11 protein-coding genes are annotated in these 14,024 nt (G+C 70.6%); 5 read left to right on the plus strand and 6 right to left on the minus strand.

Features of this window, described 5'->3' with window-relative positions:
- Positions 1-9 precede the first annotated feature (9 nt).
- Positions 10-1,710, plus strand: coding sequence for a GMC family oxidoreductase N-terminal domain-containing protein (locus KBO27_RS03405; protein ID WP_210968459.1), 1,701 nt, complete (start codon positions 10-12; stop codon positions 1,708-1,710).
- Positions 1,711-1,960: 250 nt separating this feature from the next.
- Complete coding sequence (guaA, locus tag KBO27_RS03410; RefSeq protein WP_372448815.1) at positions 1,961-3,547, plus strand: glutamine-hydrolyzing GMP synthase; 1,587 nt, start codon at positions 1,961-1,963, stop codon at positions 3,545-3,547.
- 264 nt (positions 3,548-3,811) lie between these two features.
- Here guaA and KBO27_RS03415 read toward each other — a convergent pair whose 3' ends face one another.
- The 3 genes from KBO27_RS03415 to KBO27_RS03425 all read right to left on the minus strand — a co-directional run bounded on the left by KBO27_RS03415 (position 3,812) and on the right by KBO27_RS03425 (position 6,305).
- Positions 3,812-4,726 (minus strand): glycoside hydrolase family 16 protein, encoded by a 915-nt coding sequence (locus KBO27_RS03415; RefSeq protein WP_210968461.1) that lies wholly within the window; start codon positions 4,724-4,726, stop codon positions 3,812-3,814.
- A 195-nt stretch (positions 4,727-4,921) separates the two neighbouring features.
- On the minus strand, positions 4,922-5,110 hold the full coding sequence (locus KBO27_RS03420) for a hypothetical protein (RefSeq protein ID WP_132679761.1): 189 nt from the start codon (positions 5,108-5,110) through the stop codon (positions 4,922-4,924).
- Positions 5,103-6,305, minus strand: coding sequence for a PspC domain-containing protein (locus KBO27_RS03425; protein WP_210968462.1), 1,203 nt, complete (start codon positions 6,303-6,305; stop codon positions 5,103-5,105). Before KBO27_RS03425 ends, KBO27_RS03420 begins: the two co-directional genes overlap by 8 nt.
- A gap of 122 nt (positions 6,306-6,427) precedes the next feature.
- Here KBO27_RS03425 and KBO27_RS03430 point away from each other — a divergent pair, with 122 nt between their 5' ends.
- Together KBO27_RS03430 and KBO27_RS03435 are read left to right on the plus strand one after the other, a co-directional pair.
- Positions 6,428-7,753, plus strand: coding sequence for an ATP-binding protein (locus KBO27_RS03430; RefSeq protein ID WP_307870213.1), 1,326 nt, complete (start codon positions 6,428-6,430; stop codon positions 7,751-7,753).
- Positions 7,754-7,793: 40 nt separating this feature from the next.
- Positions 7,794-8,480 carry a response regulator gene (locus tag KBO27_RS03435; RefSeq protein ID WP_210968463.1) on the plus strand — a complete coding sequence of 229 codons (687 nt, stop codon included), beginning with the start codon at positions 7,794-7,796 and terminating at the stop codon, positions 8,478-8,480.
- Positions 8,481-8,712: 232 nt separating this feature from the next.
- On the opposite strand, the gene KBO27_RS03440 is transcribed toward KBO27_RS03435, so the two are convergent.
- On the minus strand, positions 8,713-9,669 hold the full coding sequence (locus KBO27_RS03440; protein ID WP_210968464.1) for a DMT family transporter: 957 nt from the start codon (positions 9,667-9,669) through the stop codon (positions 8,713-8,715).
- A gap of 111 nt (positions 9,670-9,780) precedes the next feature.
- Between KBO27_RS03440 and KBO27_RS03445 the strand changes: the two genes are divergently transcribed.
- Entirely contained in the window at positions 9,781-10,674 is an 894-nt protein-coding gene (locus KBO27_RS03445; RefSeq protein WP_210968465.1) for a LysR family transcriptional regulator, read from the plus strand.
- On the opposite strand, the gene KBO27_RS03450 is transcribed toward KBO27_RS03445, so the two are convergent.
- Positions 10,675-12,222, minus strand: coding sequence for a serine/threonine-protein kinase (locus KBO27_RS03450; RefSeq protein WP_210968466.1), 1,548 nt, complete (start codon positions 12,220-12,222; stop codon positions 10,675-10,677).
- Positions 12,223-12,468: 246 nt separating this feature from the next.
- Positions 12,469-13,869, minus strand: a complete 1,401-nt coding sequence (locus tag KBO27_RS03455) for a serine/threonine-protein kinase (RefSeq protein ID WP_210968467.1) — start codon at positions 13,867-13,869, stop codon at positions 12,469-12,471.
- Between the last annotated feature and the right edge of the window lie 155 nt (positions 13,870-14,024).

A 14,024-nucleotide genomic window follows, 5' to 3' on the forward strand; every position in this document is an offset into this window, starting at 1 on the left:
CTGTCGCGCATGGCACAACGTGGTGATGGCGGTACCGATTTCGACGTGGTGGTGATCGGTTCGGGCTTCGGCGGCAGCGTTGCCGCTCTGCGCCTGACCGAGAAGGGCTACCGGGTCGCGGTGCTCGAAGCGGGTCGCCGGTTCTCCGACGAGGAGCTGCCGAAGACCTCCTGGGACCTGCGCAAGTTCCTGTGGGCCCCGCAGCTGGGCTGCTTCGGCGTGCAGCGGATCCACATGCTCCGCGACGTGCTCATCCTCGCCGGTGCCGGCGTCGGCGGCGGATCGCTGAACTACGCCAACACGCTATACCGGCCGCTCAAGCCCTTCTACCAGGACTCGCAGTGGGCGCACATCACCGACTGGGAGTCGGAGCTGGCGCCCTACTACGACCAGGCCACCAAGATGCTCGGCGTGGTCGAGCAGCCGTCGGAAACCCCGCACGACGTGGTGATGAAGCAGGTCGCCGCGGACATGGGCGTGGCCGACACCTTCCACGCGACCCCGGTCGGCGTGTACTTCAACGAACCCGGCCGCACCGACGGCGACCCCTACTTCGGCGGGGCGGGCCCGGCGCGCACCGGCTGCACCGAGTGCGGCGCCTGCATGACCGGCTGCCGGGTCGGGGCGAAGAACACGCTGGTCAAGAACTACCTGCACCTCGCGGAGCGGGCCGGAGCGGAGATCTTCCCGCTCACCACGGTCAACCGGCTCGGCAAGGGCGCCGACGGGCGCTGGCGGATCGCCACCTCCCGCACCGGCGCGAAGCTCAACCGCAGGCCGAAGATCTTCAGCGCCGACCAGGTCGTGGTCGCCGCCGGCACCTGGGGCACCCAGAACCTGCTGCACGGCAGCGTCGACAGCGGTGACCTGCCGCGGCTGTCCAAGCGGCTGGGCAAGCTGACCCGCACCAACTCCGAGGCGATCATCGGCTCGCAGGTGAGCCAGGTCGACCCGGACCGCGACTTCTCCACCGGTGTTGCGATCACCTCCTCGTTCCACCCCGACGAGGACACCCACATCGAGCCGGTCCGCTACACCAAGGGCGCCAACGCGATGGGGCTGCTGCAGATCCCCGCGACCAAGGGCGGCAACGGCTCGCGGTGGAAGCAGCTGGGGAGGTTCCTGCGCGAGAACCCGCTGCTGTCGCTGCGGATGCTCTCGGTGCGCAAGTGGAGCCAGCGCACCGTGATCCTGCTGGTCATGCAGAGCCTCGACAACTCGCTGACCACCAGCGTGAAGCGGATGTTCGGCAAGCGGTTCCTGACCTCCGAGCAGGGTCACGGCGCGCCGAACCCGAGCTACATCCCGGCGGGGGAGCGCGCCAACGACCTGGTCGCCGACAAGATCGGCGGCATCGCGGGCGGCACCTGGGGCGAGATGTTCGACATCCCGCTGACCGCGCACTTCCTGGGCGGCTGCGCGATCGGCGACAGCCCGGAAACCGGCGTCATCGACCCGTACCACCGCGCGTGGTCCTACCCGACGCTGTCGATCGTGGACGGCTCGGCGGTCAGCGCGAACCTCGGCGTGAACCCGTCGCTGACGATCACCGCCCAGGCCGAGCGCGCTTTCTCCCTGTGGCCGAACAAGGGCGAGCCCGACACCCGCCCGGACCAGTCCCAGGGCTACCGGAAGATCGCCCCGGTCGAACCCAAGTCCCCGGCCGTCCCGCCGTCGGCCCCCGCAGCCCTCCGCCTCCCGATCATCTGACCTCACCCCACAACCGCCCGATTTCAGTGGAAATCGGAGTTCTGGTTTCAGTGGAAGTCGGGGGCCTGGTTTTCCACTGAGATCGGGTGGCCTGGGGCGGGGTGCGGGCGACGCCGGAGGTGGCGGGGGTGTCGTTGTTCCGCGGTGCGTGGCGGGGAGGGCGCAAACCCTGGGTCGATGCGGTTGTGGCCTTCGTTACCTGCGACAATGACCGGACCGCACTGCGATGGCCAAGGAGGTCGGCGACCACGTGTCCGGTTCCGCAAGCAACAGCGCCAACGGGCCTGTTCTCGTTGTCGACTACGGCGCCCAGTACGCCCAGCTGATCGCTCGGCGCGTGCGCGAGGCGCAGGTCTACTCCGAGGTCGTGCCGCACGACACCCCGGTGTCCGAGATCGCCGCCCGCAATCCTGCGGCGATCGTCCTCTCCGGCGGCCCCTCCAGCGTCTACGCCGACGGTGCGCCGCAGGTGGATCCCGAGCTGTTCAACGCCGGGATCCCGGTGTTCGGCATCTGCTACGGATTCCAGGCGATGACCGCCGCGCTCGGCGGCACCGTCGAGCACACCGGCACCCGCGAGTACGGCCGCACCGAGGTCGAGATCAGCGGTGACGGCGGTCGGCTGCACAACGAACTGCCCGGCCACCACCCGGTGTGGATGAGCCACGGCGACTCGGTCAGCAAGGCCCCCGAGGGCTTCCAGGTCACCGCGGGCACCAAGGACACCCCGGTCGCCGCGTACGAGAGCGTCGAGCGCCGGCTGGCGGGCGTGCAGTACCACCCCGAGGTCGTGCACTCCCCGCACGGCCAGGAGGTCCTGCGCCGCTTCCTGCACGAGATCGCCGGTATCCGCCCGCAGTGGACGACCTCGTCCATCGTCGACGACACCGTCGCCGCGATCCGCGAGCAGGTCGGCGACCGCCGCGCGATCTGCGGCCTGTCCGGCGGCGTGGACTCCGCCGTCGCCGCCGCGCTCGTCCAGCGCGCCATCGGTGACCAGCTGACCTGCGTGTTCGTCGACCACGGCCTGCTGCGCTCGGGCGAGCGGGCGCAGGTCGAGCGGGACTTCGTCGCCGCCACCGGCGTCCGGCTGGTGACCATCGACGCCGTCGACCGGTTCATGGGCGCGCTCGCCGGGGTCACCGACCCCGAGGAGAAGCGCAAGATCATCGGTCGCGAGTTCATCCGCGTCTTCGAGCAGGCCGCCCGCGACCTGCAGGCCGAAGCCGGTGCCGAGGGCGACCACATCGACTTCCTGGTGCAGGGCACCCTCTACCCGGACGTCGTGGAGTCCGGCGGCGGTTCCGGCGCGGCCAACATCAAGAGCCACCACAACGTCGGCGGGCTCCCCGAAGACCTGCAGTTCTCGCTGGTCGAGCCGCTGCGCGCGCTGTTCAAGGACGAGGTCCGCCGGGTCGGCCTGGAACTCGGCCTGCCCGAGACCATCGTGCACCGGCAGCCGTTCCCCGGCCCCGGCCTGGGCATCCGCATTATCGGCGAGGTCACCCCGGGTCGGCTGGAGACGCTGCGCGCCGCCGACGCCATCGCCCGCGAGGAGCTCACCGCCGCCGGCCTGGACCGCGACATCTGGCAGTGCCCGGTGGTGCTGCTGGCCGACGTCCGCTCCGTCGGCGTGCAGGGTGACGGCCGCACCTACGGCCACCCGGTCGTGCTGCGGCCGGTGTCCAGCGAGGACGCGATGACCGCGGACTGGACCCGGCTGCCCTACGACGTCCTGGAGCAGATCTCCACCCGCATCACCAACGAGGTCTCCGACGTCAACCGGGTGACCCTGGACGTCACGTCCAAGCCCCCGGGCACCATCGAGTGGGAATGAGCTGAAAAGGTCCCTCTGACCAGATCAGAGGGACCTTTTTCGCGCAGCCCTGGGTTTTCGATCAGGCGCATGCGGCGGAGCCGCGAGGCGTGATGACCACCCTCGCAGCTCGCACCGCCGCGGGTTCTGACACGTCTTCTCGGGAGGACAGCCGTAGCGCCGTGTATTGGGCATACATCAGTCTCGGATCCCGGAGCCAGAAGGCGTGTCAGGTTCCGCTACCCGCACCGCCTAGCAAGATGAGTGGTGAATCCACTCCCTGCCTCACTGCTCGACCTTGACCCAGTCGACGAGGTAGCGGGCCGTGCCTGCCTTGACCTTGTCGACGCTCTCCTGGGGGAGGCCCGGGTAGGGCTCGGTGACGCCGTTGACGCCCTGCGGGTACTGGCCGCCGAGGGCGAAGTTCAGGATCATGAACTGCGGGTCGTCGAAGACCCAGGTCCAGCCGTTGGCGTCGAACTCGGCCTTGGTGACCTGGTAGGTCTGGGTGTCGTCGAGGAAGAAGGTGAAGCCCTCCGGCGTCCAGTCCACCCGGTAGGTGTGCCAGTCGGCCGGGTCCTTGCCCTCGAAGTTCTGCTGGTGGGTGATCGGCGTGTTGCCGTTGTACTCGGGGCCGTGCATGGCCGAGCTCGTCCACGGCTCGCCGACGTGCTCCATCACGTCGACCTCGCCGCACGCCGGCCACGGCTTGCCCTCGTTGATGCTGGTGCCCAGCGACCAGAAGGCGGGCCACAGACCGGAAGCCGTGGCGTTCTCCGGCAGCTTGATGCGCGCGGAGTAGCTGCCGTAGGTGAACTCGTACTTGTCCTCGGTCTTCACCCGGCCCGACACGAAGTCGTAGGTGCCGCCGTCGGGCGCCTGGAAGCCCTGCTTGAAGCGCGGGTGCAGCACCAAGGCGCCGTTCTGGGCACCGGTGCCACCGTCGTGGTCGATGTAGATCGTCTCAGGCGAGTCGACGTACGCCTGCTGCTCGTTGTTGACGGTGCCGAAGTTCTCGCCCGTCACCTCGACCTGCCACTTCGAGCGGTCGAGCTCGCTACCGGAGAAGTCGTCGAAGAAGACCTCGGCGCGCGGCTTGACGTCCTTCGGCGCCTCGCCCGGGTTCGCCGCGGCGGCGGCCGGGAGCGAGGCGAACAGGGCGAGCACGGCACCGCCGGCGAGCACGCGGTTCCTGGTCATGGCAGCTCCTTGCGGGGATTGTGGGGAGCAACGCTGTTCGGATCGATCAAGACCGCAGTATCAGCAGACCGGAACCGCACCCGGGTGGGGTTGGCGAGTTTTGGAAGAGTACAGATCGGCGTTCGGAGCAGGAACGGGAAAAATTCCCGGGGAAGTTCACCGTCGGCCGCGAAAAACGCGGCACAACTGGGAATCTCAGTCGCTTCGCTTGCGCAGCGAGATGACCAGCAGCACGACCCCCACGAGCACCGCGGCGCCGGCCAGGATCCACTGCAGCTGGCTCTCCAGGTCGAGCGCGACGGCGGCGGCGATGATCGCCGAGATGGTGCCCGCGATCAGCAGGATCGGGTCGGGTCCGTCGTAGGGCTTGCTCTCGTCAGTCACGGATGACCTCCACGTTTCCGGTGCCCGCCGTCGCGGTGAGCACGATTTCGCCGCCGCCGGGCCCGTCCGGGCCCTGGTCGGTGATCGACTGGCGCAGGTCCCGGCCGTTGGCGTACCGGTTCAGGCAGTCGACCTCGCCCACGTCGGCCCGGCACTCGGCCCGGACGTCCACAGTGGAGGGAACGCGGATCTGGACGTGACCCGCGCCCACGTGGGCGCCGGTGCGCACGACCTGGCCGCTGCTGATCTGCAGCTGGGACAGGTCGAGGTCGATCGTTCCGGCCGAGCGCTCGTAGCTCGGCAACACCCCCGAGATTGAAGCGGGGGCGAACCGCACGTCGCCGACGCTGAAGTCCTCGACGTCCACGTCGCTGATCCGGCCCTGGTGCACCACCGAGGCGAGCAGCGCGATCATCGTCAGCGGCACGGCGATCACGATCGGCCAGCGGCCCACGCGCAGGAACGCGCCGATCACCATCGCCGCGCCCAGCAGCCCGAGCGCGGTCGCCAGCACGAAGTAGGCCGGCGCGCCCAGCGACGCGATGACCGTCGTGCACACGAACGTGACCAGCAGCGCGGCCGGGTTGTACCAGCGGAAGCGTCGGTGCTCGGGTTCCGGCGGTTCGGGCTCGTGCGGTTCCGGGAGGTCCCACGCGAACGGCGCGGCACCCAGCGGGTCCCACGCGGGAGGGGTCTGCTGCTGCGGCGCCACTCCCGGGTAGACCCAGGTGTTCTCGCCGGTCGGCGTGGCCTGCGGCGGTGGGTTCTCGGTCCCGGTGACCTGGCGGTCGCCCTGGTTGCGGTGCAGGAAGTACAGCGCGATCGGACCCGCGGCCAGCCCCAGCACCGCCATCGAGTTGATCATCCACAGCATCCCGGGGAACAGCAGGACCACCAGCACGGCCGCGATCCAGGTCCGGGTGGGTTCGCGGCTCGGCGTCGTCTGGCCGGGCAGCGGCGCGGCCTCCTTCGGGAACAGCAGCCAGCCCAGCATGTACAGGACGATGCCGGCGCCGCCGTAGCAGGTCAGCACCACGAAGGAGACGCGCACGAGGATCGGGTCGACGCCGTAGCGCCGCCCGATCGCCGCCGACACGCCCGCCGCCTTGCTCCCGGCGGTCGGACGGACGGGCCGGGTGGCCCAGAAGTCGCGCACGGTGGCCTCGACACCACCGGCTTGCTGCGTGCTGTTCATACCGACCACTATCCGATCCGGCGCGGTTCGCGGGTATCGGGGACGCCCCTGAGTGCGACCCGGAACCCGCCCGTTTCCGGGTTTGTCAGGGCAGTCCCTGATGCCCGGCGGCCCTCGACCGTGTGACCATCGATGACGTGATGGCCCCCGACGAGAAGACTCCGCGCGCTCAGCACAAGGTGAACCCGGTGCGGACCGACCGGCTGAACGTGGTGAGTTCCTCCGCCGACGAGGTGCACCCCGCTCACCCGCCGCTGCGCCGGACCCGCGACGGGCGGCTGCTGGCCGGGGTGAGCGCGGGCGTGGCCGAGCACCTGGGGGTCCGGGTGCTGTGGGTGCGGATGACCTTCGCGATCCTCTCGGCCCTGGGCGGTGCCGGGATCCTCGCTTACGCGCTGCTGTGGGCGTTCGTCCCGCAGGGCGGTGGCTCGCGCCCGGCGACGAGGCAGGAGTGGCAGCAGGGCTTCGGGATCGTGCTGCTCGGCGTCGGTGCGCTGGTCGCCTTCGGCGCCGTGCTGTCGATGCCGGCCTGGCTGACCGTTCCGCTGGTCGTCGCCCTGGTGGGCGCGGCCGTCGTGTGGCGGGAAGCCGACGACTCGCAGCGCCGCCGCTGGCGGCAGGGAGCCCGCTCCGGGGTCGCGGGCGCCCTCCTGGGATCGGGCGCACGCAGCGCCTGGATCCGCGTCCTGTCCGGCGCGGTGCTGGTGGTGCTCGGCATGGCGCTGCTGGTGGGCAGCACGACCTCGCTGGACGCGCTGCCGACCGGGCTGCTCGCCTCCGGCGCCACGCTGGTCGGCGTCGCCGTGCTCACCGTGCCCTGGTGGGTGCGCCTGGTGCGCGACCTCAACGTGGAGCGGGCCAACCGCATCCGCTCCCAGGAGCGCGCCGAGATCGCCGCGCACCTGCACGATTCGGTGTTGCAGACGCTCGCGCTGATCCAGAAGCAGGCCGATTCCGAGCGCGAGGTCCGCAGGCTCGCCCGGGGGCAGGAGCGCGAGCTGCGCGGCTGGCTCTACGGCCCGGACGGGTACGGAGCCGAGACCGAGGTGGCGAGCAAGGGGACATTCGCCGCCGAGGTGGCCCGGATCTGCGGTGAGGTGGAGGACCACTTCGCGATCACCGTTCAGCAGGTCGTCGTCGGGGACTGCGAGGTCGACGACCGGCTCACCGCCCAGCTCAACGCGGCCCGGGAAGCGCTGGTCAACGCGGCCAAGCACGCCGGGGTCAGCGAGGTCAGCGCCTACGCGGAGGTCGAGCCGGAACTGGTGTCGGTGTTCGTGCGCGACCGCGGTGCCGGGTTCGACCCGGACGCCGTTCCCGACGACCGGCACGGTCTGGCCGATTCGATCCGCGGCCGCGTGCAGCGGCACGGCGGGAAGGTCACGGTGCGCACCTCGCCCGGTCAGGGCACCGAGGTGGCCATGGAAATGCCCAGGTCGGCGGCGTGAAGCGTAGTCTGCCAGGGGAAACGACGTTGCGGAGGATGTTGTGACCGGTGAAGCCACCGAGGAGTCCGGCCCGGTCCGGGTGTTCCTCGTCGACGACCACGCGCTGTTCCGCGCCGGGGTGCGCGCCGAGCTCGCCGCCGCCGACGCCGTCGAGGTGGTCGGCGAAGCGGGCTCGGTCGCCGAGGCCGTGGCCGGCATCGGCCACTACCGGCCCGAGGTGGTGCTGCTCGACGTCCACATGCCCGACGGCGGCGGTGCCGAAGTCCTCCGGCAGGTCCGCGCCCGGTCCGGCGACGACAAGAGCGAGATCGTCTTCCTGGCCCTGTCGGTCTCCGACGCGGCCGAGGACGTCATAGCGGTCATCCGGGGCGGCGCCCGCGGTTACGTCACCAAGACCATCTCCGGGCACGAGCTGGTGGACGCGATCTCCCGGGTCAAGGCCGGGGACGCGGTGTTCTCGCCGCGCCTGGCCGGTTTCGTCCTCGACGCCTTCTCCGAGGGCCCGAACGCGGCACCCGTCGGTGACCCGGAGCTGGACCTGCTCACCCGGCGGGAGCGGGAGGTCCTGCGGCTGCTGGCGCGCGGCTACGCCTACAAGGAGATCGCGTCCGAGCTGTTCATCTCGGTCAAGACCGTGGAAACCCACGTCTCCAGCGTCCTGCGCAAGACCCAGCTCTCCAACCGCTACGAACTCTCCCGCTGGGCCTCGGACCGGCGTCTGGTCTGAGCTCGTCGTGCTCCTCGCGCAGCTTCCGCACGGTCTCGCAGCACTCCAATTTCGCGCGAAATTCGAATCCCCCCACACCCGGGCGTGTCTTCGCAGTTCAGGGCTCCGGCCATTCGAATTTCGCGCGAAATTCGAGGGCGGAAGTTCGGGGTCGAATTTCGCGCGAAATTCGAAAGCTGTGACGGAGCCCGGGACGTCGCGTGACGTCCCGGGTGCTGGGCTGGAGGGCTTGTCACTTCATCGGGTGGTTCGTGGCCAGGTCTGCGTAGAGGTGGGAGGCTCGGTTGATGGCCGTCCAGAGGCGGGTGGCGATCGAGGGGCCTGAGCTCTTGCGGTGGGTCAGCGCGACGCCGAGCAGGACCACGGCCATGCCGAGCAGGACGCGGAACGGGAGCTGCTCGCCGAGCAGGAGCCAGCCGAGTAGCACCGAGAAGATCGGCATGATGTAGGTGACGGTGGACGCCGTGGTGGCTCCTTCGTCGCCGATCAGCCGGTAGTTCAGCGCGAAGCCGATGCCCGTGCCGACGACGCCGAGCGCGAGGACCGCCAGCAGCGCCACCGGATCCCAGTGCACCATCCGCAGCCCGTCGATCGGCAGCGCGAGCAGCGAGAACCCGATCGCGGCGGTGAGCTGCATGGTCGCCAGGGCCAGCGGCGGTACGCCCCGCCCGGTGATGAACCGTCCTGTGTAGACGAATCCGATGCCGTAGCTCGCCGACGCGGCGACGCACGCGAGCACGCCCCAGCCGAGCATCGCGCCGCCCTGCCAGGGGGCGAAGATGACCAGCACGCCGAGGAATCCGATCAGCAGCCCGGCGGCGCGACGCGGTGGCAGCGCCTCACGCCCGGCCAGCAGCCCGAACAGCACCGTCCACAGCGGAGTGGTCGCGTTGAGGACGCCGGCCAGTCCGGACTCGACGCTCTGCTCGCCGACGGCCAGCAGCACCCACGGCAGCGCGTTGGCGAACACGGCGGCGACGGCGATGTGCCGCCACAGGTTCCGGTCGCCCGGGATGCGCAGGCCGCGCACCGCGCAGATGGCCAGCAGGGTCAGCGCGCCCAGCACGATGCGGCCCAGCGCGATCTGCGTCGGTGACAGGGCTTCGAGGCCGAGCTTGATCAGCAGGAAGCTCGCTCCCCAGAAGAGCGCGAGCGCGCCCAGTCGCAGATAGCTGGTCGGGTTGTTCATCGCTGCTCCCCAGTGCCGTCGAGTTGCTGAGACCAGCTTGCAAAAGCCGAGGCGTAAGGACAAGCGAATTAATCTCAACGAACCGTTAAGGAATGCTGTAGAATCGGCGGCATGCTCGACGTCAGGCGGATGCAGGTCCTGCGCGCGGTGGTCACCAGCGGTTCGGTGAGCGCCGCCGCGTCCAACCTCGGGTTCACCCCTTCGGCCATCAGCCAGCAGCTGTCCACGCTGGAGAAGGAGGCCGGGACCCCGCTGCTGGAGAAGGCCGGCCGCGGCCTGCGCCCCACCCCGGCGGGCACGCTGCTGGCGGAGCGGGCGGGGCAGATCTCCGAGGTGCTCAACGAGACCGAGGTCGAGCTCGCCGACATCCGCGCGGGCCGGACCGGGCTGCTGCGCGTGCGGTTCTTCACCACCGCGGCCGTCGGCCTGATCCCGCAGGCGGTCGCCAAGTTCCGCGCCGAGCACCCCGAGGTGCAGCTGGACCTGCAGCTGCAGGAGGAGGGCCTGCTCGACGACGTCGTCGCCGGCGAGGCGGACCTGGCGGTCATCGTGCTCGGCGACGCGGTGCCGCAGCGGCACGGCGTGCGGCTGGTGCACCTGGCCGACGACCCGTACCGCGTGGTGCTGCCCCGCTCCCACCCGCAGGTCGAGCAGGACAGCGTCGACATGGCGAAGATGGCCGACGACTCCTGGATCAACAGCGCGGTGACCAGCGGCGGGATCTGCTCGCGGCTGCTCCTCGACGCCTACGCCAGCGCCGGCTTCACCCCGCGCGTCGCGCTGGAGACCGACAGCACCTACTCCGCGCAGAGCTTCGTCGCGGCGGGCCTGGGCGTCGCCCTGGTGCCGCAGCTGGGGCTGAACGTGGTGCACCCGGACGTGGAGATCCGCCCGGTCACCAACCCGGAGCCCGTCCGCCGCCTCCACGTCGCCGTCCGCGAAGCCGTCGCCGACCTGCCCGCTGCGCGGTCCCTGATCGACTGCCTGACCGAGATCGCGGTCTGATCAGCTCCGGTTGTCGGTGTTGATCAGGGCGTCGCCGTCGGTGTTGGCGACCATGCCCAGGACGTGCATCTCCGTGCTCTTCTTGCCGTCCTTGGTGAACTGCAGGGTGACCACGACGTTGGCGCCGGACTGCACCGGTTCACCGATGATCTTGACGTCGTCGATCTGCTTCCAGAACGCCTGGTAGCGCTCCTTGCCCTGCGACTGGAGGCTCGGCCCGAGCAGCTCCCAGGCCTCGTCGAGGTCCTTGGGCACCAGCTTGTAGTACTTCTTGACCGTGGAGACCAGCTCTTCCTTGGTCACCTGCTTGTTGGTGCTCGTCGCGCTCGACGTCGGGGCGTGACTGCTCGTCGGTGCCGACGACTTCGTGGTCGTCGGCGTGGCCGAGCTCGTCGGCGCGGGCGGCGCGGCCGGCGGCGGCACGGGGGCGGACGACGGGGCGCCCTGGTTCTGCGAGCCGGAGCCGAAGGCGTTCGCGGCGAGCACGCCCACCAGGATCGCCACCACGATCGCCACGATCCACAGCGCGACCTGCTTGCCACCGCGACGCGGCGGAGCGGCGGCGGCCACCGGACCGGCGGCACCCACGCGGGTGGGCGGGTTCGCGCCGCCGCCCATGCCGCCCTGGTACGCCATCGTCGGACCGGCACCGTGCTGGGCCGGTGCGGGAGCCTGCTGCTGGCGCTGCCAGCCCGCACCGGCGCCCGGAGCCGCGTTGGGCACCGGGCGTCCGTCGAGCACGGCCTGCAGCAGGTCGCGGGTGTGCGCCATCGTCGGCCGGTCAACCGGGTCCGGGCACAGCATCTGCATCAGCACCGGGGTCATCGGCCCGGCCTGGCGCGGCGGCTCGAACTGGCCGCGCGCGACCCGGTGCAGCAGGCTGATCGCGTTCTCGTCGGTGCCGAACGGCGGGCCGCCCTCGATCGCCGCGTACAGCGTCGAACCCAGCGAGAACACGTCCGACGCGGGCGCCGGGTCGCGGCCCAGCGCGACCTCCGGGGCCAGGTAAGCGGGGGTGCCGGCGAGGATGCCGCTCTTGGTGACCGCGACGTCGCCGATGGCGCGCGAGATGCCGAAGTCGGTGATCTTGGCGAGGTCGTTCTCGCCGAGCAGGATGTTGCCCGGCTTGAGGTCTCGGTGGACGATGCCGGCCATGTGCGCGGCGGCGAGCGCCCCGGCCACCTGGACGGCGATGCGGGCCACCCGCATCGGCGGCTGCACGCCCTGCTCGTCGATGACCGCGGCCAGGCTCGTCGAGGGCAGGTACTCCATGACCAGCACCGGCTGGCCCTCGTCCTCGGCCACGTCGAACACCACGATGGCGTTCTGGTGCTGGAGCCGGGCGGCGATGCGGCCCTCGCGCATCGACCGCTGACGTGCTTCCTCGGTTTCTTCGGGGGTGTAACCGGGCTGCAGCAGCAGTTGCTTGACGGCGATCGTGCGGTGGAGGCGCTCGTCCACGGCCTTCCACACCACGCCCATGGCGCCGCTACCGATCTTTTGCTGCAAGCGGTACCGGCCCGCGATCAAACGACCTTCGGCGCTCACCGGTGTCTCCTGGTACTGGCTCGCCCGACGGGGCTCGCCTGTCTAAGGACTGCCTGATTTTTCGTTTGCACTGAGGACGGAACGACTCCCCGCTGCCGGCTTCACCCGACGGTGTCACGCCCGCAACCACGTTACTGGGCCACGCCTTCCAGGCGGCACCCCGGGGCCGAAATGCGCCCGCGGCCGGGGCGCTCACCTGTCGATGAGCACTCCGGCCGCGGGACGTTGACCTGGATCGGGTCTACCTCACTGCGTGGTGACGCTGCCGCTCGGGCTCGTGCTGGTCCGGGTCGGCCGCTGCGAGGTCGGCGCGTCGTCGCTCGACGTCGGCTCGCTGGGAGTGGACGTCGGTTCCTCGGCGGAGGTGGGCGCCTCCTCGGACGAGCTCTGCGTCTCCCGCGTGGAGGTGCGGGTCTGCTTGGTGCTCGTCTCCTCCTCGGTGGTGGTCTCCGGCGGCGGGGGCGGGGCCTGCGGGGCCTCCGTCTGCTGGTTGGCCGGCCGCTGCGGCGGCGGTTCCGGACCGCGCAGCGCCGAGGTGACCAGCACCGCGATCACCGCGACCGCGACCAGCGCGATCGCCGAGATGATCACCGGGCGCTTGCTGCGCCGGGGCTCCTCGTAGGCGGCCGAGTCAGCACGCGTGTCGGCGCCCATGTAGGACGTGGCGTCCTCGTAGGGCCGCTCGGAGTACGGGTCGTCCTCGTAATAGGCGACCGTGGTGCCCGCCGCGGCGCCCGAGCCCATCACGCTCGTCGCGTTGTCCGGGGCCTCCGGTGCCAGGGCGGGCGGGATCGGCGCGGCCATCGTGGGGATGGAGTTCACCGAACCGCCGTCGGCCACGGCCTGCAGCATCTCGCGGGACTGCGCCATGTCCGGCCGGTCCTGCACGCGGGCGGCCATCATCGCCATCAGCGGCTGGGCCATCGGGCCCGCCTGCTGCGGCGGCTCGATCTTGCCCGCGGCCACGGCGTGCAGCAGCGCCAGCGTGTTCTCGTTGAGGCCGAACGGCGGGTGGCCCTCGATGGCGGCGTAGAGCGTGGCTCCGAGGGAGAACACGTCCGAGGCCGGGGTCGGCTCCTGGCCCATCGCCACGTCCGGCGACAGGTAGGCGGGCGTCCCGGCGAGCATGCCGGTCTTGGTGACCTGCACGTCGCCCTGGGCCCGCGAGATGCCGAAGTCGGTGATCTTCACCTGGCCGTTGTCGCCGAGCAGGATGTTGCCCGGCTTGATGTCGCGGTGCACCACACCCGCGGCGTGCGCGGCACCGAGAGCCGACGCGACCTCCGCACCGATCCGCGCGACCTCGCGCGGCGGCAGCGGGCCGTGGTCGGACATCATCGCTGCCAGGCTCGTCGACGGCAGGTACTCCATGACGAGGACCGGTTGCCCCTCGTCCTCGGCCACGTCGTACACCGAGATCGCGTTCGAGTGCTGGAGCCGGGCCGCGATCCGGCCCTCTCGCATTGCCCGTTGCCGCGCTTCCTCGGCTTCTCCCGGATCAAGACCGGGCTGCAACAGCAACTGCTTGACCGCAACGGTGCGGTGCAGGCGCTCGTCAACACACTCCCACACCACGCCCATCGCGCCACTGCCGATGCGTCGCTGCACCCGGTAGCGTCCGGCGACCAGGCGACCTTCGTCGCTCACCGACGTCTCCCCGTACTGCTATCGATGCCCAGCGGCGGCCGCACCCCGGGAATCCCGGACGTTGCCCCACCGAACACCGGCGGATTAGGCGGACCGGCTTTGGCCCCCCACAAGTACACGTTCAAAGCACGACTCGGGTTGCTACCGAACCGCGA

It is taken from the genome of Saccharopolyspora endophytica (genome assembly GCF_018070075.1).
Classification (GTDB): Bacteria; Actinomycetota; Actinomycetes; order Mycobacteriales; family Pseudonocardiaceae; genus Saccharopolyspora; species Saccharopolyspora endophytica.

Bases quoted from the DNA above. Each gene is read 5' to 3' on its own strand.
- KBO27_RS03415 (WP_210968461.1), bottom strand. From the start codon at position 4,726: ATGACCAGGAACCGCGTGCTCGCCGGCGGTGCCGTGCTCGCCCTGTTC.
- KBO27_RS03445 (WP_210968465.1), top strand. From the start codon at position 9,781: ATGCTCGACGTCAGGCGGATGCAGGTCCTGCGCGCGGTGGTCACCAGC.
- KBO27_RS03405 (WP_210968459.1), top strand. From the start codon at position 10: ATGGCACAACGTGGTGATGGCGGTACCGATTTCGACGTGGTGGTGATC.
- KBO27_RS03440 (WP_210968464.1), bottom strand. From the start codon at position 9,669: ATGAACAACCCGACCAGCTATCTGCGACTGGGCGCGCTCGCGCTCTTC.
- KBO27_RS03425 (WP_210968462.1), bottom strand. From the start codon at position 6,305: ATGAACAGCACGCAGCAAGCCGGTGGTGTCGAGGCCACCGTGCGCGAC.